The sequence below is a fragment of the Yinghuangia soli genome, assembly GCF_021502675.1.
Lineage (GTDB): Bacteria > Actinomycetota > Actinomycetes > Streptomycetales > Streptomycetaceae > Yinghuangia > Yinghuangia soli.
This window is the reverse complement of record NZ_JAKFHA010000044.1, coordinates 37307-58800: the sequence shown is the minus strand read 5'-3', so window position 1 is coordinate 58800 and position 21494 is coordinate 37307. Positions and strand designations below refer to the sequence as shown.

Here is a 21494-nt window from a genome sequence, read left to right as displayed (position 1 = left end):
ATCTCACCGGCGCCGAACTGTTCGCCTCTGCTTGGTTCGTCGATCAAGCGGCCGGTGCGGTGTCCTGGTCCGTGATCAGGGTGATCTCGATGGCGAGGACGCCGAGGGCTTCCTTCTCCGGACCGTAAATGCGGCGGATGTTCGCGAGTTGCTGGTCGCGCGGGCTGGTCGGGTTGACGTGTTCGGGCCCCTCGGTGTCGATCATCTCTTCGAAGGTGCGGTAACGGGCGACGCGGACCACGCGGGTCAGAGCGCTGTCACGGCCGCATACGAACCGGATGTGGTCGCCGGCCTCCAGTGTGCGCAGATTGGGGTACTGGACTCGTACCTCGATGGTCTTGCTGCCGTCGGCGACGAGGTCGAAGTAGCGGCGGTAGAGGTTCATCTCGCGGGCGCGGGTCGCGGTGCTGGGGACGGGGCGGGCGGTCATGACGCGGTCAAGTTCCTTGGTGGTGTAGGACCGGTAGAAGTGCTTGGGGTCGGCGACCATGCGGCCGACGAGCCAGACCATGGCGTCCACATAGGAGTCGGTGTCGCCCTCCCATTCGGTGGTGTCGAGCATCCACGGCCGCGCGCCCGGCGGGGGCGGGACCTTGCCGTCGCGGATCAGCGACTTCGACAGCTTCGCGCCCGTGTCGGTCAGCACCATCGGGGTGAACACCTGCGGTGGCGGGGGCAGGCCGGGCAACTGCGCGAAAGCCTCGTCGACGAGCTGGCAGCCGTACGCCCAGTCCCCGCCCTTGACCATCACTGAGAGGGTGACGTGGTCGCGGGCGGCCAGGCGCTCCTTGACCAGGTTCCGGTACAGGGTTGCGAGGTCCAGGTAGGTGTCGGTGTCGGCGGTGACGTCCACGCGGTAGTCGCCGTGGTCGGTGCACACGGCCGTGAACGCAGCCCCGCCCGAACCGGCGGCCGCGAGGCGGGTACGTTCCGCGCGCTTCTCCGCCCACCCGCACGCCGGGCACGGGAGCCGCATGTGCACTTGGCCATGGGAGGGAGCGAGAGGCCAGCGGATCTGGTCCAGGCGGCCCAGCGTCGCCAAGAACTCATGGCGGAACGCAGGGGTGGCCTGCTGGGCCGAGTAGGTCTCGAGCTCGTAGTCGACGCCGGTGGCATCGGCTAAGGAGTCGAACATGCCCCGGTAGTACTTGGCGATCAGGTCGTCGACCACATCCCCGCCGAGCGCGTGGAAGTAGGTCTGCTGGTAGGCGTGGTGGGTCTCCGGGTCCAGGCGGATGTCATAGGGGGCGTTGTCGAGCGCGCCGAAGCGGACGATCGCGTCGACGTTGAAAGTCCGCTTGGTGGCCTTCGCGAGCAGGAACGCCGCGGTGTGTACGAGCGAGGTCCCCAGGTGCGGCGCGCCGTTGATCTGCGTCCCGACGCAGAACGCCACCCGGTCAGGGTTCGTCGCCTGCAGCCGGGGGCGGACCATGTCGACACTGCGCAGCATCGCGTTGGCCAGGACGTTGTTCGGGCTGATGATCTCCACGGGATCCGTGCCGGGCATGGCCGCCCCTTCAGGGTGTGTGGTCGCGCCGGGTCAGGTGCTGGGAACGGGGAGTTGGGCAAGGATGAAGTCGACGCGGCGGCCCGGTTCGTCGGCAGGGACGAAGATGGGGCGGTAGCCGGCGTCGTAATAGCCCTGGACGATCAGCTCATGGACGCGCCGGATCTCGCGCTCCTGCGCGAAGACCAGGTCGTCCTCGGAGTCGAAGTCGTCCAGCGGGTCGAGGACGAAGACCGCGTCGTAGCGGTAGATCCGGGTCGCCTCTTCGAGGTCGGGGTACGGGCCAAGCCCGAAGAAGGCGTCCCAGCCATAGCCGTCGGGGATGCCGCGGTTGTAGAACCGCAGGCCGGCCTTGTGGTCGCAGTACTCGGCGACGAACGCTGCGAGAACGTCGCGGGAGTAGGCGCGGCGGTCGGCGACCTGGAGGTGCCGACCGAGGCGATCGCGGTGCCGGCGGTAGATCTCCCGGGCCGGTTCGTCCTCACTCGCGGGTACGCCGCGGGCGTGGAGTTCGGCAAGTACAGCTTCCTTCCCTGCCGACGGGCCGCCGGTCACGACGTAGCGCCGCGGCTCAGTCGTGGGGGCTAGCAGGTCTTCCAGACTCATGGCGTGGATCCCTCCGGAGCTGCGGCAGGCAGGGTGTTCGGGTCGGTGTCGCGGTCGCGGCCGGATAGGGCGCGCCGCCAGTCGGCGGTGAGTTCGGAGCCGCCTCGGGCGGCGTCCAGGCGTGCGGTGAAGTCCGCAAGGCTGCCGTCGGGGTCCGCGAGTCGGACCAGGATCAGGTCGGCGGCCGGGCTCAGGGGTGGTGTCCATCCGGCGTACGCGGCGATCTGGTCCGGGCCGAGATCGGTGTCGCCGGCGCGGTCCAAAAGGGCTGCGCCGTACGCGGCGCGGTACTCGGCAGCGGCCGCCAGGACGAGGGCATGCCGCCACAGCGCCCGCGTCGCCGCGGCGTCCGTCTCGGTGGCAGGGGCATCCATGCTGGCAAGACGGGCGGTGGTAAGGAGTTCGGCGCGCAGCAGGTAGACCGCGCCCCACAGGCGGGCGAGAGCATGCTGATGCTCGACGGCCTCCCACGCGAAAACGTCCGCTGGGAGCACCAATGGCCTTGTGGCGGCGCGTAGTTCGGGCGCGGTGGCATGACGGGCCATGAACGTGTCGCTGTCGCGGCGCAGTTGCCACGCGACCAGGTCGATCAGCTTCGGCTCGATGCGCTTGCGGAAGTGGTGCACCTCGTAGCCGGAGGCGTCGGCCGCGGCCTGTCGGCGGGCGGTCAGCGTCGCCCCGGAAGTCGCGGCCTCGGCGCCGAACAGCAGACGTGAGGCCTCGGCGAGTCCGGTGTTCTCCAGGCGGTCGAGTTGTTCACGCAGCAGGCCGTCCAGCGCGCGGGCCAGGCTGGACGGGTCGTCCGGGCGTCGCGCCCGGGCCTGCACTCCGCGCAGTCCGAGCAGGCGCGGCCCGGCCGCGAGGCGGATCGGGAGACCGGTGCGCAGCAGCGTCCGGACTTCGGCCGCCAACCCGTCCTCGCGGGAGGTGGTGGGCCTGGCGGTCATGTCGTCGGTCGGCATGACACCAGCGTCCCAGACGTGCCCACAAAATGCCCAGAGTGAGACCCAGGAAATGCCCAGTCTCGACGGGGCGCGCGTCGGACGGGCAGCGGTCGGAGCGGCCTCCGTCGACTCCGACGGTCACGCGGATCTTCAGTGGACGATGTTGCCGAGTCGCAACGGCGGGGCTGCGTACGCTCTTGGGTATGGGCGACGTGGGCGGGCTGCGGGAGCGGAAGAAGCGGCAGACGTATCGGGAGCTGTCGGATACGGCTATCGGGCTCTTCATGGAGAAGGGCTACGAGCAGGTGACCGTCGCCGACATCGCGGCGGCTGTCGGGGTGTCCAAGCCGACGTTGTTCCGGTACTTCGCGTCCAAGGAGGATTTGGTCCTGCACCGGCTGGCGGACCACGAGGGCGAGTCGGGTCGGCTGGTCGAGCAGCGTCCGGCCGGGGTCTCGCCGCTGGGGGTGCTGGGGCGCGCATTCGTGGACGGGCTCGCTCGGCGGGATCCGGTCACCGGTCTGAACGACGACGCCGAGGTGCTCGCCTTCCACCGCCTCCTGTACGGGACGCCGGCGCTGGTGGCGCGGCTGCATACGCACCTGGAACAGGACGAGGCCGCGCTCGCCGACGCGCTTGGCGGCGAGATGGGCGGCGAGGCGGGCAGCGGTCTCCGCGCGCGTTTGGCCGCGGCGCAGATTGTCGCCGTGCACCGCGTCCTCGCGCAGGAGAACTGGCGGCGGATCACCGCGGGGAGCACCGCGGACGCGCTCTACCCCGAAGCCGTCGCGGCGGCCGAGTCGGCTTTCGCGCAGTTGGGGGTGGGGCTTCCGCAGCTTGCTTGAAAAAGTAACCAAGTTACAAATGTTACTGGGTTGCATTATTGTCGGGGGATGGCACACGACGACCCCGCACTCGCTGACGCCCTGATTTCGGAACGCACCTACCACGACGCCTGCCGGGCGGCCCTGGACGCCATGGTCGATGGCGCGCAGGAGTTGGTGACCGTCGGCGAATCCGCCTTCGCTTCCGGCGCCGACGCCGAGGTGCTCGGCTACCGACTCCGGAGCCAGGCAAAGGAATTCCGGGAGCTTCCGAAGGGGCCGCTGTTCTTCGGGCGCGTCGACTTCGAAGCGGACCCGCAGGCCGCCGGGCATCACGCCGGGCAGGCGTACCACGTCGGGCGCGTACGCATCGCCCACGACCCGTCGGCCCCGCCCATGGTCGTCGACTGGCGGGCGCCGGTGGCGCGGATGTTCTACCAGGCGAGCGCGCGGGACCCGCAAGGCGTGGCCGTACGCCGGCGGTTCGGCTGGTCACCGGCGAGCCGCGGCGACTCGGCCGACCTCACCGGCCTGGAGGACGAGCACCTCGGCGACGGCGAGGCACGCGAGAGCAGCATCGTCGCGGGCGAGATCGAGCGCCCCCGGGTCGGTCCCATGCGCGACATCGCCGCCACGATCCAGCCCGAGCAGGACGACCTGGTCCGCGCGGAACTCGCCACGTCCGTCTGCGTCCAGGGCGCACCGGGCACGGGCAAGACCGCCGTCGGGCTGCACCGCGCCGCCTACCTGCTCTACACCCACCCGCAGCGCATCCGGCGCGGCGGCATGCTGATCCTCGGCCCCAACCGGGCCTTCCTCTCGTACATCTCCGCCGTGCTGCCCGCGCTCGGTGAAACGGGGGTACGGCAGGCCACTCTCGAGGACGAAATCGCCCGCCACCCCGTCACGGCGTACGACAGCGACGCCGCAGCGGCCCTCAAGCACGACGCCCGCATGGCCGAAGTGCTCCACGGCGCGCTCTACGCACGCGTGACCGCGCATGCGGCCTCCGCGCTCGTCCTCCCGGACGGCTCCTATCGCTGGCGCGTCGCCGAAGACGAGGTCGCGCGGATCATCCGGGACGTACGTACCGAGGAACTCCCGTACGCAGCAGGGCGGGAGCGCGTGCGGAGCCGCATCGTCCGGGCCGTCGAGCAGCAGGCCGAGCGCCGGGCCGGGCCGCGCACCAGCACCTGGCTGCAGAAGATCGCCCGGGCGCGCCCGCTCACCGGCCTCCTCGATGCCGTCTGGCCGGCCGCCCACCCGGAGGCGGTCCTCGCCGACCTGCTCGGCCGCCCGGAAACCCTGGCCGCCGCTGCCGACGGCATCCTCACCCCCGTCGAGCAAGAGGCCCTCGCCTGGCCCAGGCCGCCGCGCTCCCCCAGGTCGGCCCGGTGGTCCGCTGCGGACCTCGTGCTGCTCGACGAACTCGCCGGCCTGATCGAACGCCCCGCCGGATACGGCCACATCGTCGTCGACGAAGCGCAGGACCTCTCCCCCATGCAGGCCCGCGCGATCGCCCGCCGGTCGCCGTTCGCCTCCGTGACCGTCCTCGGCGACCTCGCCCAGGCCACCACCCCGTGGGCGGCCCGCGACTGGCCCGAGCTCCTCGCCCATCTGGGCAAGCCGGACGCCGTCGTCACCCCGCTCACCATGGGATTCCGCATCCCCGGCCCGGTGGCCGACCTCGCCAACCGCGTCCTGCGCCACCTCGACGCGGACGTGCCCCCGGCCCGGTCCCTGCGCCGCGACGGGGACCTGACCATCGAGGCAACCGACGACGCGACCGCCGCCACCGTCGCGGCCGTGGCCGCGGCGATGGGACACGCGGGCTCGATCGGCGTCATCGCCGCCGACACCGAATCCGCCCGCCTCCGCCGGGCCCTCGGCGCCGCCGGATTCCCCGCCTCCGGCCCGGACGCATTCGGCCCGGACGCATTCGACTCGGACGCCTTCGTCCCGGACGCCTCCGGCCCCGACTCCCTCGGCCTGGACTCCTTCGGCCCGGACTCCTTCGGTCCCGATGCCCTCAACCCGGACTCCCCCGGCACCCGACTCACCGTGGTCCCGGCCACCGCCGCCAAGGGCCTCGAGTACGACCACGTCGTTCTCGTCGAGCCCTCATCCATCGTCGACGCCGAAGCGCGCGGATTGAACCGCCTGTACGTGGCGCTGACCCGGGCGGTCTCCCGCCTCCACATCGTCCACGCCGCCCCGCTGCCCCTCGCCATGCGCCCGCACGAGGCCTCACCGCAGCCCGCGGGGCACCAGATGCAGGCGTCCTGACGGCACTTCGCCGCGCCCCCGAAAGGAGTCGCAGGCCGATCACCACCGCCGGACAGGCCCCGATGTGCTACAGCTCCGAAGCGCAGGTCGCCTTCAGCTCGCGTACCGCATCGGCGTACGCGCGCATCCGGGCGTTCTCAGACGCGGACGACCACATCAGCGCGTGGTTCAGCGTCGGAGCGTCATGGATCGGCACGTGGGTGACCTCGGGCCGCTGGTAGTAGCGGGTGACCTGGGCGTCGCCCAGAACCACCGCCTTGCCGGCCACGACCAGGGCGAGCATCTCCTGGTACGTCGAACACTGCTGCCCGGTGCGGTGGATGACCCCGCCGTTCGGCGTGCTCCGCGGGAGCAGGCGGTCTGCCCAGGACGCCGGGACGCGGTCGGAGAGGCTCGGGAACGCGTACCCGGCCAGGTCGTCCATGCACAACTCGGTACGTGCGGCGAGCGGGCTGGACGTCGGCACGGCCACGAACGTGGCGCCCTCCACCACCAGAGGACCGACCGAGATGTCCGGTTCGTCGAGGGGCAGAAGGGTCACCAGCATGTCCAGCGCGCCCGTGCGCAGCGGTGTCACGTAGTCGGAGACCTGGATCTCGGTGAACTCCACGGCGCAGTTGGGGTGCCGGGCCTGGAACATGTCGGCGGCCCGGTGTGCTGTCAGTCCCGACTGCACGCCGAGGAACCCGACCCGCAGGACGCCGTGGATGCCGCGCGCTGCCTCGGTGGCCCGGCTGATGGCCTCGTTGAGGCCGTCGTAGTGCGGCCGCATGTCGGCGCGGAGCCGCTGGCCAAGCGGGGTGAGCACCACCTTGCGACTGGTGCGCTCGAACAACTGGGCGCCGATGCGGCGCTCGACCTTCTTGACGGTCTGGCTCACCATTGCGCTCGATACGCGCAGGCGCTCGGCAGTGCGGCCGAAGTGCAGTTCCTCGGCCAGGGTCAGGAATATCTCCATCTCGTGGCGTTCCACGGACGCTCACCCCCTCTCTCGGATCGTTCATCAGGAATTAACAGTCAAGAGCGCTCGTCCGCCGCCTGACTCCCTGTGGTCAGGCAAAACGATATCCCGAGCGTTCATTCCGACTTAACGACGGGTGCGGGATCCGAAGAGCCTTCGGTCGCTCGCGGTGAGCTCTAAGTATGAGTGAACGCTGGGTTCAGGGATTACCCGTTGATCATGGCCTGCGCCGGATCGGACAGTGGAGCAGCACCGGAATCCGGCGGTCGGCGGGCACCCGCCTCGACCGGCACGGCAGCCGCGGCCTCAAGCCGGCGGCCGCACCGCGCGGCCGCACCCGGCGTCCGCACTGCCCGGCCGCACCGAGCGTCCGCGGACGCCCGGATCCGGGGCCACCCGCCGACCCCGTCCGAGAACACCCGTTCCCACCAAGGAAGTCCCCTGTGACAGACACCATCAAGGTCGGCATCGTCGGCGCGCACGCCACGCGCGGCTGGGCACGTGCTGTACACCTGCCCGCGCTGAGCGCCCTCCCCGACTACACGATCACCGCCGTCGCCGGGACCAGTACGGAGTCCGCCCGGGCCGCGGCGGACGTCTGGGGCGCGGCGCACGCGTTCGACGACCCGTACGCGCTGATGGCCCACCCTGACGTCGACCTCGTCGTGATAGGCGTCCAACTGCCGCGCCGCGACGGCCTCGTGGCGGCGGCGATCGCCGCCGGAAAGCACGTCTACTGCGAATGGCCGCTCGCCCTCGACGCAGCCTCGGCCGAGAGCCTCCGGGCCCAGGCGGCGGAAGCAGGCGTCCAGCACGCGGTAGGCCTCCAAAGCCGCAACCACCCCGCGGTCCGGCACCTGCACGACCTGGTGGCGGACGGCCGGATCGGCGAGGTGCTGTCCGCCTCGCTCTCCTATTCGCTGGCCTCTCCGGACGTCTGGTCCAGCCGCTACGCGGACCTCTTCGACGCGACCAAGGGCGTCAACCACGTCGCCGTCGTGGGCGGCCACTCGCTCGACATGTTCCGCTCCGCGCTGGGCGACTTCACGGAACTCTCGGCGACCCTGGCGACCCGCATCACCACCATCACGCTCGAGGAGACCTCGGAGCAGCTCGCGGTGACCTCCCCGGACCAGATCGTGGTGAACGGGCTCCTCGAATCCGGCGCGGCGGCCTCGGCGCACTTCATGACCGGCGGCCCCGCCGGCGAGGGGTTCCGCATCGAGGTGCACGGCCGCACCGGCCGCCTCGTGCTGCGTGCCTCGGACGACTCCCTGGTCGGCCCCGAGTTCACCCTCCACGCATCCGACGGCCCCGGTACGCAGGTCCGGCTGCCGATCCCCGCACGCCGTCTCCTGCCCGACGCGCCGGTGGCGGTCGGCAACGTCGCCGAGGTCTACACCGACCTCGCCCGCGGCATCCGCAGCGGCGAACCGATCACTCCCGACTTCGGCACCGCGGCCTCGATCCACCGCGTACTCGACGCCATCCGCGAATCCGCGTCCACGGGCACACGCCTGCACCTGCGCTGACACGCATTTGGCCGGTCAGCCCGGAGCAGCAAGTCCCGCCCAGGGACACCCCGCCGACCCCCGCCACCCCCGGCACCCCCGCCACCCCCACCGCCCTCCGAACCCACCGAGGAAAACCATGTCCACCGACAACACCGCGATCGCCGACCGCTTCGAGATCACCGACCTGATCAGCCGCTTCGCGCTGCTGCTCGACGAGAAGCGGTGGGACGACGCCGCCACCGTCTTCGCCGGCGACGTGGCGGTCCACTCGCCGCGCGGGGGCGAACTCCACGGCATCGGCGACGTCGTCGGGTTCATACGCCGGAACGAGGTCGAGGGGCAGCAGACCCAGCACACGACCACCGACGTCCTGGTCGACCTCGACGGCGACCAGGCCGCCGTCCGCACGAACGGCATCACGTACTACTACCGCGACGGCGAAGCCCCGCACTTCACCGGCGGCCTGCGCCAGCAGCTGACCGCAATCCGGACCCCGGCAGGCTGGCGCATCCGCGAGATCCGCATCATGCCCGCGTGGACCCGCGACAGCTGACCCCCGCCTGGACCCGCGGCAGCTGACCTCGTCCGGGGCCGCGCAGCACCCGACCGTTCGCTCACCCATGCACCCGATTCGTCAGTCCGGGCCTGTCCAGTCGAAGGGGAAGTACTTGCTCGACCTTCCGGCGCGGTCCCACGCGAAGCCGAAGGCGTCGGCGCGGTCGGTCGTGGCGCGGCCCCACGTGGCCACCTGCCCGGGTCCGACCTCGGCGCCGGGGGCGTTGAGGACCTGGACGCGGGCACCATCGGGCGTGGTGGGCCCGCCGAGGGCCTCGGCGCTCGCGGTGACCTTTCCGGGGATCTCCGCGCTCCACGTCCCGAGGTCGTCGTCGATCCGCACATGGATCGGCGCGAACTCCATGCCGCGCATCTCCGGCTGGAACATCGCACCGAACTGCGCAGGCCAGCCGCCCGCTTCGCCGCCGAAGATCGCGCCCAAGGCGGCGCGCTGCTGCTCGTCGGCGCGTTCGTCGAGGAAGACGGCGGCGTAGGGGTCGGTATGTTCACCGGTCCACACGTTGCCGGTGAAGGATCCCAGCATCAGGACATTGAGGCCGTCGAGCCGCACGTCGCCGTAGCTGCCCTCGCGGATGTGCCAGACGAGCACCCCCTCGCAATCGCCGTACGTCGGCGGCTGCGCGAACGTGCAGGGACACGGGATGGCGCACTTGCACGTGTCGAACCAATCGCCGACCACATGCCATCGGACGGCTTCGGCAGTGGCTTGATCGGTCATCGGGCCGCCCTCCTATCCTCCTCCCGCACGGATCGAGGGAGGAATACAGGCCGACCGCTCCCGAGTCCGTTCCTCGGGAACGGCCTCAGGTCAATCCTCCGCCCCGACCGGCAGAGAGGGAAGCCCGCGGCGGGCAACGTGATCACATGGTCATGCCGCCGCCGGACGTGGTAAGCCCCGGGAGCATCCAGCTCTGGAACGGCACCAGCACCGCGACCACCAGAAACCCGATGCCGGCCACCCGTGCGAGCAGCGGGCCGTGCCGCCACAGCTTCTCCAGGAAGATCAGCACGGCGATCCCGGCCATCGCGGCGATGTTCATGACACCGAGCGGGATCAGCACCACCATGAGCGCCCAGCAGCAGCCGAGGCAGTATGCCCCGTGGTGCGCGCCCACCCGGAAGTCCCTCGCCCGCGGGTGGAAGTTCGCGTACCGCATGAGCTGTGCCATCGGGCTGCGGCAGTGCCGCAGGCAGATGTCCTTGAGCGGGCCGAGTTGGTAGAGCCCGGCCAGCGCGAACGCCGAGGCGCCGATCCAGCGTCCGGCCTGCCGGTGCTCCTCGACCAGGTCGCCGGTCAGGGCCAGTCCGCCGTACGCGAGCAGCCCGAACGCCGTCCATACCAGCAGATAGCCCGACAGGAAGGTGCCGGTGCGCAGCACGCGCTCTGCGCCGTTCGTCCGGCGGGCGATGGCTCGCGTCCACGTCACCGCGACGGGCGCGACCGACGGCAGCATCATCGCCGCCATCATGCCCACCCACATCACCAGGAACAGCGGCAACGCCATGCCCATCGTGCCCGGTTCGATGCCCATGTCCCGGGCCTGGCCCGCGGTCAGCACCCAGGCAAGCGCGGCGACGGCCACGATGCCCGACCAAGCGGCCACGAGCTTGCGCACCGGAAGCAATACGCCTGCCGACAGCGGTCGTTCCACCGGCCGGGGGGCGGTCGCAGCGATGTGTGCCGGGAAGACTCGCACGATTGTGCTCCAGGGGACTCTTCCAGCACACCACACCCCCGACGCCGCAGCCAGGCGAGGCCGCCGAACTCCTCGTCGCGCAAGACGCTTCGACGCAGAAGAAGGACGACGCCCCGCGCGTCGGCGATTCCCCTAACTCAAACACCATTGTCTGAGATGCCTCAGCGCGTTAGCTTAAGTCAGACATCACTGTTCGACTTATTCTGATGCGAGGAGCCTCCCGTGAGCCACGATGCGCACCATCAGCACCATCCGGAAAAGGTGGCGGCGGCGCCGGTGACCGAGGCAACCCCTCGGCACCCGTGGCTGGTTCTTGTCCTGCTGTGCCTTGCCCAGTTCATGCTGATCCTTGACATCACCGTCGTGAACGTCGCCCTGCCGAGCATCGGCGACGACCTCGGCCTCGGGCGCGAGGCACTCACGTGGGTGGTGACCTCGTACGCGCTCGTCTTCGGCGGACTCATGCTCCTCGGCGGGCGGTTGGCCGATGTGCTCGGCCGGCGCACCACCTTCCTGGCCGGGCTCGTGGTGTTCACCGCGGCGTCGCTGGTCAGCGGATTGGCGGACAGCGGTGCCCTGCTGATCGCCGGGCGCATGACGCAAGGCGTCGGAGCGGCGCTGCTGTCGCCCGCCGCCCTGGCGCTGGTCACGACCACCTTCCGCGGCGCCGAGCGCAACAAGGCGCTCGGCGTGTGGGCCGGTGTCGGCGCGACGGGATCCGCCGCCGGGGTCCTCGTGGGCGGACTCCTCACCTCGGGGCCCGGCTGGGAATGGATCTTCTTCGTCAACGTACCTGTGGGCACAGCAGTGTTCGTCGCCGTACTGGCCCTCGTGCCGGAGGCTCGACGCTCCGAGCGGTCCGGCCGCCTCGACATTCCCGGCGCGATTCTGGTGACCGCCGCGACAGCCCTCCTGATCCTCGGAGTCACCCGCTACGGCGACAACTCGTGGACCGACATGACCGTCTGGCTCCCGATCCTGGGGGCCGCCGTGTTGTACCCCGTCTTCCTTGCCGTGGAGAGCGCGACGCAAGAGCCGCTGCTGAAGCCCGCGTTGCTCACCCGACGGGCTGTGGTGACCGGTGCGTTCACCATGCTGGTCGCCACCGGACTGCTGATCAGCTCGTTCTTCCTCGGCTCGCTGTACCTCCAGCAGGTCGTCGGACTCAGTGCCCTGCGAACCGGCCTGGCATTCCTGCCGGTCGCCATAGCTGTAGGCCTGGGAGCGCATTTGGCCGCAAACCTGCTGACACGCTTCGGTCCCGGACCGATCGCCGCAACGGGTCTGGCGATCACAGCGGTTGGTGCCGCGTGGCTGACGCAGCTTCCGGCCGACGGAGGCCTCGCGGACATCCTGCCCGGTCTCATCCTGGCCGGAGTCGGAGTCGGGCCCGCTTTCGTCGCGGCGACGACGACCGCGATGGCGCACGTCGACCACCGCGAAGCCGGGCTCGTGTCCGGGCTGGTCAACACCTTCCACGAACTCGGCGGCGCGCTGGGCGTGGCACTGGTCTCCGCGGCGGCCGCCGCCTCGCTCACGCCTGCGTCGGCAACGGTCGAGGGATACACCGACGCGTTCCTCGGCTGCGCCGCGGCCGCCGCGCTGGCCGCGCTGGTCATGCTGGCCCTCGCGCCGCGCGCACCACTGCCGGTCAGAGACGGTCCTCGACACGTCCACTGACTCGGCACGTCCACTGAACCCGGCGCGCTTGCCGACTCGGCACGTCCACTGAACCCGGCGCGCCCGCCGACTCGGCACGTCCACTGATCGGACTCGCACATAGGCTTCGACCATGGCTCCTCGCGTGACCCCTGACCAGCGCCGCCGCGCCGACGCCGAACGCAACCTCGCCGCGATCATCAAGGCCGGCCGGGAGTGCTTCGGCCGCAACCCGTCCGCCAGCATGACCGAGATCGCGCAGGCGGCGGGCGTCGGACGGGTCACGCTGTACGGACACTTCTCGTCGCGCGAGGAGCTGCTGGAAGCCGTGTTGCACGACACCTTGACGCACGCCCAGCAGGCGTTCGACGCCGCCGAACCGCAATCCGGGACAGCAGCCGACGCTCTCAGCCGCCTGGTCCGGGCCTCCTGGCAGGTACTCGACGGCTGCCTCGGCCTGCGGGCCGCGGCCGTTCTCACCTTCGGAGAGTCCGGCGTCCGCCGGCGGCACGAGGTGATGCTCGGCCGCGTCGACGCACTGATCGGACGCGGCCAGGACGAAGGCGACTTCCGTACCGACCTGCCGCGGGACTGGCTCGTCGCCACGACCTACGGCCTGATCCACCTGGCAGCGGACGAAGTCGCCGCCAGGCGGCTCGCCCGGGACGACGCCGGACGGACGATCGAAGCGACCGTCCGAGCCGCACTCGCGATCCCGCACGGCAGAGGCTGATCCGGCTCCGCCTCGGACTGCGTTCCTCGGCGCCGCAGACTCTTGCCAGTATACCCCCTGGGGGTATACGTTTCATGAGGATGGACACCAGCAACCCGCCCGGATCACGCACTCACCGCAAGGAGCACCACTGATGTGTACGAACGCACGCCGCTGTCCCGGCCCACGCGCCCCGCCCCCAAGCCGCGCACCACCCCACGCCCCAAGGAACCCGCCATGCGCCTCTTCGCGATCCGCGACTACCGCTACCTCTTCAGCGCCCAGCTCATCGCCCTGTTCGGCACCGGTCTGACCACAGTCGCCCTCGGACTCCTCGCCTATGAGCTCGCCGGCCCGGACGCCGGCATCGTGCTCGGCACCGCCCTGACCGTGAAGATGGTCATGTACGTGCTCATCGCCCCGCCGGCCGCCGCCTACGTGGGCCGCTTCCCCAGACGGACGGTCCTGGTCCTCCTCGACGTCGTGCGCGCAGCGGTGGTCCTGGCTCTCCCCTTCGTCACCGAGGTCTGGCACATCTACGTCCTGATCGGCGTGCTCCAGGCGGCCTCGGCGGCGTTCACTCCGACCTTCCAGGCCGTCATCCCCGACGTCGTCACCGACGAGTCCGACTACACGCGGGCACTCTCCGCCTCGCAGGTCGCGTACACGATGGAGAGCCTGCTCAGCCCCGTACTGACGGCCGTGGCCCTGGCGTTCATGAGTTTCGACCGGCTCTTCCTCGGCACGTCCGCCGGCTTCCTCGTCTCGGCGCTGCTCATCCTTCCCACGCGCATCCCCGACGCCCGCCCCAGCGCGCACACCCGGGCGTGGGACAAGGCAGCCGCAGGCATCCGGACCTTCTTCACGACGCCTCGGCTGCGCGGCCTCTTGGCCCTCAACCTCGTGGTGGCGGCGGCGGGTTCGATCGTCATCGTCAACACCGTGAACCACGTACGCGACAACCTCGGCGGCTCGCAGTCGGACGTCGGCTGGATGCTGGCCGCCTCCGGCGGCGGCACCCTTCTGGCCGCTCTGGCGCTGCCGCGCGTGCTCGACCGGGTCGCCGCCCGCTCGGTCATGCTGACCGGCGCCGGCGTCCTCGTCGGCGGCACGATCGCCGCAGTCGCGCTCGTCGCCTCGGGCCTGGCCACCCGAGCCGGTACCGCAGTCGTCTGGGCCGTGATCGGTATCGGGATGGCGTTGATCGTCACGCCGACGGGCAGCGTGCTGAGGGCGTCCGTCGCCCCGAACGCGGTCCCCGAGGTCTTCGCCGCCCAGTTCTCCCTGTCGCACCTGGCCTGGCTGATCACCTACCCCATCGCGGGATGGCTCGGCACGAACGCCGGCTTCACCGTCACCTGGTCCCTCCTCGCCGGCCTTGCCGCGGCCGGCACCGTCGCCGCACTCCTCTTGTGGCCGCGCCAGGACGCCCGACCGGCGGTGGACACCCTCGCAGAGACCGCTCGACACACAGCCCGGCCCGACCGGTCCACCCTGACCAAGGCCGCTTGAGAGGCCCCGGGGGCCGTGGGACACAGAGCAAACGTGTCCGCACGGCCCCCGCACATATGTCCCCCGCACCAGGTCGAAGCGCCCGATGCCGTGATCCGGGGGGTAGCGTCCATGGCATGGACTCACGCGTCACCGTCGAGCGCGCTCGACGCCTCAGCCAGTTGCATGCCCAACACCAGCCGCTCGTACTGCCGACCGTCTGGGACGTGTGGTCGGCGCGGACCGCGGTCGCCGCCGGGTTCCCGGCGCTGACGATCGGCAGTCATCCGCTGGCGGATTCCCGGGGAGCCAAGGACCAGGAGGGGCAGACCTTCGAGGAGGTGCTCGCTGCGGTCAGGCCGATCATCGCGGCAGTCGATGTCCCGGTGTCCGTGGACCTCGAAGCCGGGTACGGGCAGCAGCCCGCGGACCTCATCGCCGGTCTCACCGAGGTCGGCGGCGTCGGCCTCAACGTCGAGGACACCGTGCATTCGGAAGGCGGACGCGTACGCAGCACGCAAGAGCACGCCGCCTACATCGCCGGACTGCGTGCCGCGGCCGACGACGCGGGGATCCCCATCTGGGTCAACGGGCGCACCGACCTGTTCATCCACGCGCCGGATCCGGCCGGCGTCCTCGACGAAGCGATCGAACGGCTGCGCGCCATGGAGCAGGCCGGCGCCGACAGCCTCTATCCCGTGCGCATCCAGGACAATGACGAACTGCTCGCAGCCGTGGTCGGCGCGGTCTCCGTCCCGGTGAACTCCACGGCCCACCCCGTCAAACACGACCTCGAGCGCTTCCGCCGCCTCGGCGTCGGCCGGATCACGTTCGGCCCGCTCCTGCAGTTCGCGGCGACGGACGCCGTCAAGGAGATGCTCGGCCCCTGGGCCCCCTGAAGCACCACCGCTCCCGGGACACCCCCGGGAGGGGACGCCTGAAGCTCCACCCGGTCCCGTCGCCCGCCCCGGAAGCGGCGGCGGGACCACCGTCTTGTCGCAAGCCCAAGCAGAGACCGGCAGTTCAGCGGCCCGCTCCGCGGTCGGACGCGAGTCCGGCCACGCCTGCGACCTCCGCGGCCACTCCGCTCCACAGCGCGGCAGGCAGGTCGTGGCCGACACCGGGGAAGGTGACGAGGCGGGCGCCGCGTACCGCCTTCGCGGTGGCGTGAGCGGCCCGCACCTTGAGGATCGGGTCGTCTTCGCCGTGCAACACCAGGGTCGGGTGCCGCAGTTCCGCCAGTTTGGCGCCGTGCCACTGCGCGCCGATCTGCCGGCTCTGCGCCTTCTTGTCGCGCGGCCCGCTGTCGACCTCGGCCTCGACCCACGCGCGGGCCGCCTCCTCGTCGAACGGGTAGCCCGGGGAGGCGATCCCGCGCCACACCGCGAGTGACGCCTCGATATCGCCCTCGCGCCCCTCGGGGAACTTGGTGCGTGCGAGCTTGGCCAGCAGGCCGAAACGCAGGTAGCGCAGCACGCCAAGCCCGGCGACGTCACTGGGCAGCGCCGCCGAGGACGTGACGCTCAGCACCCGGTCGGGGTGCCGCAGTGCGGTGCGCTGGGCGATGAGGCCGCCCATCGAGTGCCCGAAGACATGGGCCTTCTCCCAGCCCAGCTCGTCCATCACGGCGATGGCGTCGTCGGTCATGTCCTCGGACGTGTACGCCTCCCCGCGCTTGCCGAACAGGGCCTTGAACGGGTTGCCGGTCTTCGTCTCCGGCAGCCGCGTCGACTCGCCGGCATCGCGCTGGTCGTAGCGCGCGACCTCGAAGCCCGCGTCCGCGAACGCGTCGCACAGGCCCGCGGGCCACCAGAAGCGGGCGGTCGCCAGGCCCATGACGAGGAGGAGCGGCTCGCCGTGCGAGCCCTCGAGGCGGTCGTACGCGATGTCGACACCCCCGTTTCGGGCGTACTGCGTCGCGGTCCACACGCGCGGGGTCCGGGCGAGGGCGTCCGTGGTCATGGTGGTCTCCCTTCCTCTCAATAACTGCGATCAGCGTTCGCAGTTACTTCCCGATAGCCTACTGCATACATCGTTCGCAGAAAGAGGAAGGCAGTCGTGCCCGCCGCCGACAGCATCTGGCTCCGCCCCGAACGCGCCTCGCGCGGACCGGCCCCCGGCTACGACCGCGACGCCCTCGCCTCGGCCGGCGTCGCCCTCGCCGATGCCCAGGGGCTGGCCGCCGTCACGATGCGCGCGGTCGCGGATGCCCTCGGCGCGGGGCCCGCATCGCTCTACCGGTACGTCACCACGCGCGAAGAGCTCGTCGAACTCATGGTCGACCGCGCCCACGCCGAGATCCGGTACCCGGCGCGCACCGGCGACTGGCTCGCCGACTTGCTGGCCCTGGCCCGCGAGTCCAGGCGCGTGACGCTGGCGCACCCCTGGCTCCTCGACGCCACGGCGACACGCACGCCGCTCGGGCCGAACACCGTCGCGTACCTCGAACACGCCCTCGGCGCCGTCGCCGACCTGGACGTGCCCACCCGCGACAAACTCGAAGCCATCGCCGTACTGAGCGCCGTCGTCTCGGCACTCACCCGCACCGAGATCACCCAGGCCCAGGCCGGCCAGGGGATCCCGGAGTGGCAGCAGGCCCAGGCCGCATACCTGACCCACGTCGCCTCCGACGGCGAACACCCCCACCTGGCAGCTGCGTTCGCCTCCACGGGTACCGACTCGGAGTCAGTGGACGCCCTGTTCACACGCATCGTGACGGGAGTACTGACAGGCCTGCTGCGCGCTTCGTGAGCCGGCCGGCAACTCCGGGCCGAGGCGCGGCGCAGACTCACCGCGGTGCTGCACGGCAGCCGTACGCACGTGCGTACCGATTCAGGCCTGGCCGCCGCGCTCTTGGTCGAGGACGCCGAGGCGGCGGGCTCCCTCGCGGTTCCGGGATCACGCGCCTCGGCGGCGACACGCCAGATCCTCACGGCGGCCGTGGCACCCGGCCCCTGATCCGCCGCATTCGGCCGGCGAGCCGAGGTCGCCCGAGAAGGCTCAGGACTTTCTTGTGGCGGAGCGCTTCGTGTTCGTCTTCCGGCCGGTGCCGGGGGTGCTGCGCTCGGGCTTGGCGGGGGTGCGCTTGCGCCTTGCCGGGGTTTCCTTGGTGCTGCTCGGGGTCGGCGACGGCGCTGCGGGGGTGCGCCGGATGGGCCACTTGAACTCGATCTCCAGTTCGATCTCCCCGTCGCCTACCTCGATCTCGATCTCGCTGCGCAGGTCGTCGGGGATGCGCAGGCTGAGCGTCCCGGAGCCGAGGTCGACGTCGGTTTCCCCGCCCTCGCGCAGTGCCTCGGCGAACGCCATGAGCTGATCCGCCGCCTCGAGGCGTGACATCGGGCGCTTCTGCTCGAACTTGAGATCCGCCATCGCCGTCTCCGATCTGACAAAAAGTGACAATTAGCACCATTCTGGCGCTGGGCGGCGGATCTGACATCCTCACGGCCGGGCGAGCGCGGGGCATGGGCTGCGGCCGCCCCGGGGGTGGTCCGGGGCGGCCGCAGCGGTCAGGGTGCCGGTGTCACGGGCAGACGCTGGTGCAGGGAGTGCCGAAATTGGCGGCCGGGGCCAGGGGGACGGTGATCGAGGACGGGGTGCCCGGCCCCGACTTGAGCTGGTAGACGCCGGCGAGGAGCTTGAACGTCTGGGGTGTGGTGGCCGACAGGTGGGGCGTGTCCGCCGTGGTGATGACGACGCGGAGGCGGTGGCCCGGGGCGAGGGACGCGAAGGTCGGGAAGACCTCCAGGTCGTAGCGGGTGGTCTGGAAGGCGGGGACCGGGGTCGCGGACGCCTGGGTGGAGGGGTGGTACGGCATCAGGAGCGACCCGTCCGGGGCGTACCAGCTGCGCGCGGGGTCGACCGCGCGGTGGGTGCCGACCAGGGCGCCGGTGCTGAGCGGGACGGAGGAGCCGTCGGGGCCGACGTCGGTGATGGTCGCGACGAACTGGGTCTCGTTGGTGTTGGCGGACGCGTACAGGGTGGCGCCGATCGGGCCGGCGAGGACCGTGGTCTCGGTCACCGGGTCGGTCGTGTAGACGAGTGCGTTGGGTCCGCTCTCCCGGGCGAGGTTCGAGTCGTCGCACGCCGGGTTGCGGAGGAAGCCGCCGAACCACTGCGTGGACGAGCGTGTGCACGGGTTGTTCGACGCCGTCCAGGTGATGAACTCGGAGCCGCCGGAGGTGGGCGGGGTCGGGGTCAGCAGGCCGTCGTTCGCCGAGGAGCCGGCCGTGCCGGTGCGGCCCTTGTCGAAGTAGAGGCGCGACGCGGTCGCCTCGGTGAACGGGTAGTTCCGGGTGTCGAGCCAGCGGTTCGAGCCCAGTTCCTTGACGTGCAGCGGGTTGGCGGTGCCGGTGATGCCGGTGTCCATGCCCTTCAGCCAGCGGTCGTACCAGCGCAGTTGCAGAGCCGACAGGTCGAAGGCGGGGTCCTGGCGCGGGTCGTGGTACCACGGGCCCATCAGGAGCTGGTAGCGGTCGGTGACCTGCTGGCCCGCCACCATGGGGGCGCCGACCGGACGGCCGGCCCACGCGTTCTGCAGGCCCGAGTAGTTCATCAGGGCACCGCGCTGGAACAGGTCGAACCAGCCGCCGACGAGGAAGGCCGGTACGCCGTTGGCGACCACGTTCGCGAGCTGGTCGGCGGGGCGGCGGGCCTGCCAGAAGGCGCCGTCGTAGGAGTGCTCGCCGCCGGTCATCAGGCCGTTGAGGATGGGCAGGTTGGCCGTGGCGATTCCGTTGATGTGCTGCAGTTCGAGCGCGAGCGTGTCGAGGATGTTCTGCGGCGAGCCGCCGTTGAGCGCGTCGGTGATCGGGTTGGTCAGGTTGCCGAGCCCGGTGTAGAGCAGCCAGAACGGCATGAACTCGGCGTTCGGCAGCCCGCCCATCGTCACCAGCTCGCGGTACAGGTCGTTGCCGGCGACGACCGGGAAGATGGCCTTGAGCGGCGAGCCGGGGCCGACCGCACCCGCGGTGGTGATCTGGTTGATGCCGGTGTACGAGTCGCCGTACAGGCCGACGCCGCCGTCCGCGGACGGGAGGGCCGCCGCCCAGTCGACCAGCGCCGCGCCGTCCTGCGCCTCGATCGGCGCGAACGGCGACCAGGATCCGGTGGACGAACCGGTGCCGCGGACGTCGACGGCGACCGCGATGTAGCCGCGCTGGACGAAGTACGCCAGTTCGGCCTGCTTGAGGCCGCGCCCGTACGGGGTCTGGTTCAGCAGCACCGGGAACGGCCCGGGCGCCGCGGTGGTGGTGCCGGGGAGCGCGGGTGTGTAGATGTCCGCGCGCAGCACGGTGCCGTCGGCCATGGTGACGGCCACGCCCTTCTGCGCGCTGATCCCGTAGGCCACCGGGCTGGCGGCCGGGGGCGACGCGGTGGCGGCCGGGCCCGACCCGGCGAGGGCGGTGGTCGCGACGAGGACGCCGGCCAGGAGGGCGCCGATCCGCCTGCGCAGGCGGCCGAACGGGCTGCGCCGTCTTCCGGTTCGTCCGGTACGGGCGGGGTGGAGCAACTGGTGGAGCACCGTGACCTCCCAGGGTCGCGAGACAGGGCGGGACAAGGGCTGGGTGGTGCGTCTTGCCGGCACATCCGGAATAGAGAGTTCCGGTTCCGGGATGCGGGTCCGGGGTGGTACGCGCGTCCGGGCCGCCACGGGGGTGCGGCCCGGACGCGGGCGGCAGGTCAGGGCGCGAGCGACCCCGCGAACGCGTGCCGCAGCGCTGCGGCGCGCACCTCGCGGACGAGGGTGAACGTCGCCGTGATCGGGATGATCCACGTCCCGTGCCCGTGCGCGGACACCCGGAACGCAGCGCCGGGGACGCCCGCTTCGTGCAACCGGGCCAGGTACCGCTCCCCCTGGTCGCACAGCACGTCCAGTTCGGCGACGGTGAGGACGACGGGCGGCAGGCCGCTCAGGTCGGGGGCGTGCAGCGGCGAGGCCAGCGGGTCCTTCGGGTCGCCGTGCTCGCCCAGGTACCAGGCGGCGTACTCGTTGACGGCGCTCGCGGTGAGGCCGTCGGACGGCTCGTCTTCGGCGACCGGCAGCGGGGTCAGATCGAGCGCGGGGACGTCGAGGAGTTGGAGGCACGGGGCAGGCAGGCCCCGATCGCGTGCCGCGAGGCACAGCGCGGCGGCCAGGTTCCCGCCCGCGCTGGCGCCGCCGACCGCGACCCTGGCCGGGTCGATGCCCAGCTCGGCGGCGTTCTCGTGCAGCCAGCGGTAGCCCGCGATGCAGTCCTCCAGCGGCGTGGGGAACGGGTGTTCCGGCGCAAGCCGGTAGTCCGCGGACACCACGACGCAGGGCACCATGGCCGCCATCGGCCCGCACTCGACCTCGCCGGTGTCGAGGTTGCCCAGCGCCCAGCCGCCGCCGTGCAGGAAGTAGAACGCCGGTGCCGGGGAATCCAGTTCGGCTGGGCGCAGCACGCGGACGGCGATCTCGCCGCCGTGCACGGGGATGCGGTGCTCGGTGGCGACGACGCCCGGGCCGCGGCCGGTGGAGGCAAGGACCATCGTGGCGGCGGACATCCGCCGTCGCTCGTCGAGGTCCGCGGCTTCGCGTTCGGCCGCCCCGGCGGCGGCAAGTGCGTCGACGAGGGCGCGGATCGGTGGGTCCAGTGGCATGGCTCTGCCCTCCGTGCTCAGGGGAATCGGGCGCGGGATGCCCGGGTTGCGGGGAATGCCCAGGTGTTCGGGGCGTACGGGATGGTCGGGCGG

General features: G+C 71.3%; 20 protein-coding genes. 10 read left to right on the top strand and 10 right to left on the bottom strand.

What is annotated here, in order from left to right; genetic code table 11:
- Window positions 1-43 precede the first annotated feature (43 nt).
- Genes LZ495_RS38925 through LZ495_RS38915 form a run of 3 tightly spaced genes read right to left on the bottom strand, consistent with a single transcriptional unit; the run spans window position 44 to window position 3075 of the window.
- Window positions 44-1507 (bottom strand): ASCH domain-containing protein, encoded by a 1464-nt coding sequence (locus LZ495_RS38925; RefSeq protein ID WP_308268766.1) that lies wholly within the window; start codon window positions 1505-1507, stop codon window positions 44-46.
- A gap of 33 nt (window positions 1508-1540) precedes the next feature.
- Window positions 1541-2113, bottom strand: coding sequence for an AAA family ATPase (locus LZ495_RS38920; RefSeq protein ID WP_235057934.1), 573 nt, complete (start codon window positions 2111-2113; stop codon window positions 1541-1543).
- A complete protein-coding gene (locus LZ495_RS38915) occupies window positions 2110-3075 on the bottom strand; it encodes a hypothetical protein (RefSeq protein WP_235057933.1) in 966 nt (321 codons plus the stop codon). The genes LZ495_RS38920 and LZ495_RS38915 overlap by 4 nt, the downstream gene beginning before the upstream one ends.
- A gap of 185 nt (window positions 3076-3260) precedes the next feature.
- Here LZ495_RS38915 and LZ495_RS38910 point away from each other — a divergent pair, with 185 nt between their 5' ends.
- The gene (locus LZ495_RS38910; protein WP_235057932.1) at window positions 3261-3902 is read left to right on the top strand and encodes a TetR/AcrR family transcriptional regulator; all 642 of its coding nucleotides are present in this window, start codon (window positions 3261-3263) and stop codon (window positions 3900-3902) included.
- A gap of 48 nt (window positions 3903-3950) precedes the next feature.
- Entirely contained in the window at window positions 3951-6167 is a 2217-nt protein-coding gene (locus LZ495_RS38905; protein WP_235057931.1) for a HelD family protein, read from the top strand.
- A 67-nt stretch (window positions 6168-6234) separates the two neighbouring features.
- On the opposite strand, the gene LZ495_RS38900 is transcribed toward LZ495_RS38905, so the two are convergent.
- On the bottom strand, window positions 6235-7140 hold the full coding sequence (locus LZ495_RS38900) for a LysR family transcriptional regulator (RefSeq protein ID WP_235057930.1): 906 nt from the start codon (window positions 7138-7140) through the stop codon (window positions 6235-6237).
- A 431-nt stretch (window positions 7141-7571) separates the two neighbouring features.
- Between LZ495_RS38900 and LZ495_RS38895 the strand changes: the two genes are divergently transcribed.
- Both LZ495_RS38895 and LZ495_RS38890 read left to right on the top strand, forming a co-directional pair.
- Window positions 7572-8660, top strand: a complete 1089-nt coding sequence (locus tag LZ495_RS38895) for a Gfo/Idh/MocA family protein (RefSeq protein WP_235057929.1) — start codon at window positions 7572-7574, stop codon at window positions 8658-8660.
- Window positions 8661-8778: 118 nt separating this feature from the next.
- Entirely contained in the window at window positions 8779-9195 is a 417-nt protein-coding gene (locus LZ495_RS38890; RefSeq protein ID WP_235057928.1) for a nuclear transport factor 2 family protein, read from the top strand.
- Between the two features lie 81 nt (window positions 9196-9276).
- Here the strand turns inward: LZ495_RS38890 and LZ495_RS38885 are convergent, their stop codons facing one another.
- Together LZ495_RS38885 and LZ495_RS38880 are read right to left on the bottom strand one after the other, a co-directional pair.
- Window positions 9277-9936 carry a DUF1326 domain-containing protein gene (locus tag LZ495_RS38885; RefSeq protein ID WP_235057927.1) on the bottom strand — a complete coding sequence of 220 codons (660 nt, stop codon included), beginning with the start codon at window positions 9934-9936 and terminating at the stop codon, window positions 9277-9279.
- A 142-nt stretch (window positions 9937-10078) separates the two neighbouring features.
- On the bottom strand, window positions 10079-10843 hold the full coding sequence (locus LZ495_RS38880) for a DUF2182 domain-containing protein (protein WP_235057946.1): 765 nt from the start codon (window positions 10841-10843) through the stop codon (window positions 10079-10081).
- Window positions 10844-11137: 294 nt separating this feature from the next.
- On the opposite strand from LZ495_RS38880, the gene LZ495_RS38875 reads away from it, so the two are divergent.
- The 4 genes from LZ495_RS38875 (at window position 11138) to LZ495_RS38860 (ending at window position 15676) form a co-directional block, all read left to right on the top strand.
- On the top strand, window positions 11138-12595 hold the full coding sequence (locus tag LZ495_RS38875; RefSeq protein WP_235057926.1) for an MFS transporter: 1458 nt from the start codon (window positions 11138-11140) through the stop codon (window positions 12593-12595).
- A gap of 112 nt (window positions 12596-12707) precedes the next feature.
- Complete coding sequence (locus LZ495_RS38870; RefSeq protein WP_235057925.1) at window positions 12708-13307, top strand: TetR/AcrR family transcriptional regulator; 600 nt, start codon at window positions 12708-12710, stop codon at window positions 13305-13307.
- Window positions 13308-13523: 216 nt separating this feature from the next.
- Window positions 13524-14798 carry an MFS transporter gene (locus LZ495_RS38865; protein ID WP_235057945.1) on the top strand — a complete coding sequence of 425 codons (1275 nt, stop codon included), beginning with the start codon at window positions 13524-13526 and terminating at the stop codon, window positions 14796-14798.
- A gap of 116 nt (window positions 14799-14914) precedes the next feature.
- Complete coding sequence (locus LZ495_RS38860) at window positions 14915-15676, top strand: isocitrate lyase/PEP mutase family protein (RefSeq protein WP_235057924.1); 762 nt, start codon at window positions 14915-14917, stop codon at window positions 15674-15676.
- Window positions 15677-15800: 124 nt separating this feature from the next.
- On the opposite strand, the gene LZ495_RS38855 is transcribed toward LZ495_RS38860, so the two are convergent.
- Window positions 15801-16739, bottom strand: coding sequence for an alpha/beta fold hydrolase (locus LZ495_RS38855; protein ID WP_235057923.1), 939 nt, complete (start codon window positions 16737-16739; stop codon window positions 15801-15803).
- A gap of 96 nt (window positions 16740-16835) precedes the next feature.
- On the opposite strand from LZ495_RS38855, the gene LZ495_RS38850 reads away from it, so the two are divergent.
- Together LZ495_RS38850 and LZ495_RS38845 are read left to right on the top strand one after the other, a co-directional pair.
- A complete protein-coding gene (locus LZ495_RS38850) occupies window positions 16836-17528 on the top strand; it encodes a TetR/AcrR family transcriptional regulator (RefSeq protein WP_235057922.1) in 693 nt (230 codons plus the stop codon).
- Window positions 17529-17573: 45 nt separating this feature from the next.
- Window positions 17574-17735: a hypothetical protein gene (locus LZ495_RS38845; protein ID WP_235057921.1), complete on the top strand. Its 162-nt coding sequence runs from the start codon at window positions 17574-17576 to the stop codon at window positions 17733-17735.
- A 42-nt stretch (window positions 17736-17777) separates the two neighbouring features.
- On the opposite strand, the gene LZ495_RS38840 is transcribed toward LZ495_RS38845, so the two are convergent.
- The 3 genes from LZ495_RS38840 to LZ495_RS38830 form a co-directional block, all read right to left on the bottom strand.
- Window positions 17778-18149 (bottom strand): amphi-Trp domain-containing protein, encoded by a 372-nt coding sequence (locus tag LZ495_RS38840; protein WP_235057920.1) that lies wholly within the window; start codon window positions 18147-18149, stop codon window positions 17778-17780.
- Between the two features lie 151 nt (window positions 18150-18300).
- Complete coding sequence (locus LZ495_RS38835; RefSeq protein WP_235057919.1) at window positions 18301-20301, bottom strand: CocE/NonD family hydrolase; 2001 nt, start codon at window positions 20299-20301, stop codon at window positions 18301-18303.
- Window positions 20302-20459: 158 nt separating this feature from the next.
- On the bottom strand, window positions 20460-21401 hold the full coding sequence (locus LZ495_RS38830; RefSeq protein ID WP_235057918.1) for an alpha/beta hydrolase: 942 nt from the start codon (window positions 21399-21401) through the stop codon (window positions 20460-20462).
- Window positions 21402-21494: the final 93 nt, after the last annotated feature.